At 66.4% G+C, this 1,219-nt stretch carries 1 protein-coding gene; it reads left to right on the forward strand.

Annotated features, from left to right (window positions below; genetic code table 11):
* The first annotated feature begins 173 nt into the window (after positions 1-173).
* On the forward strand, positions 174-1,202 hold the full coding sequence (locus ACFC1K_RS19730) for an IS30 family transposase (protein ID WP_375872910.1): 1,029 nt from the start codon (positions 174-176) through the stop codon (positions 1,200-1,202).
* Positions 1,203-1,219 lie beyond the last annotated feature (17 nt).

The raw sequence follows: 1,219 nt of genomic DNA on the forward strand, positions 1-1,219 counted from the left end.
CCTTGGGTTCTTGCGGTGGTCGCAACACTTGCTGAGTGGAGAGTGTTGTGACGGAGTTGGCGTTGCGGTTTCGGCTGGATGCGGTCCAGCAGGCGTGGGCGGGCTTTCAGGCTGGGCTGTTCGCGAGCGAGGTGGGCGAGCAGATCGGCGTGAATCGGACGACGGCGAAACGGATGCTGGTCGCTGCCGGCGGGGTCAGGCCGCGGCGTGGCCGGAATCTGCAGGGGCGGTATCTGTCGTTCGTCGAGCGGGAAGAGATCGCGGTCGGCGTCGCCAGCGGCGAATCGGTGCGGTCGATCGCAAGACGGATCGGACGCGCGCCGTCGACGGTGTCCCGGGAACTGACCCGCAACGCCGTGCGCGGCCGGTATCGGGCGTCGACGGCGCAGATGACGGCGATGGGTCGCGCGGAGAGGCCGAAGCCAGCGAAGCTCGCGACCAACCTGCGGCTGCGTGCGAGAGTGGAGCGGGACCTGGCCAAGCGTCGATCGCCGGAGCAGATCGCCGGCCGGCTGCGGCGAGAATTCCCCGAAGATCCGGAGATGCAGGTGAGCGCGGAGACGATCTATCAGTCGCTCTACGTGCAGTCCCGTGGCGCGTTGAAACAGGAGCTGACCCGGTATCTGCGCACCGGGCGGGGGCTACGCCACCCGAGCCGAAAGGTCGGACAGCGCAAGAACCGGATCCCCAACATGGTCAACATCTCGCAGCGGCCGCCGGAGGCGAGCGACCGGGCCGTTCCCGGAAGTTGGGAGGGCGACCTGATCATCGGCGCGGGAAACTTGTCCGCGATCGGCACTCTCGTGGAACGGCACTCCAACTTCACGATGCTCGTTCACCTGCCCGACGGTTACAAGCCCGACCAGGTCGCTCCCGCGCTGACTCGGAAGATCCAGCAGCTCCCGGTACAGCTGCGTGGCGCTTTGACGTGGGATCAGGGTCCGGAGATGCGCGACTGGGAGGAGGTCCGCATCGACACCGGCATCGACGTGTTCTTCTGCGACCCGCACTCGCCCTGGCAGCGCGGCATCAACGAGAACACCAACGGGCTGCTTCGCCAGTACTTCCCGAAAGGCACCAGCCTCGACGGGTTCACCGAAGGACAGCTTGACGCCGTCGCCCACGAGCTCAACGACCGGCCCCGCAAGCGGCTCGAGTTTCAGACCCCGAATGAGATCATCAGATCTGTCCTGTTGCGATGACCGCTTGAATCCGCCGA

Source organism: Microbacterium sp. NPDC056057, assembly GCF_042266945.1.
Taxonomy (GTDB): Bacteria; Actinomycetota; Actinomycetes; order Actinomycetales; family Microbacteriaceae; genus Microbacterium; species Microbacterium trichothecenolyticum_C.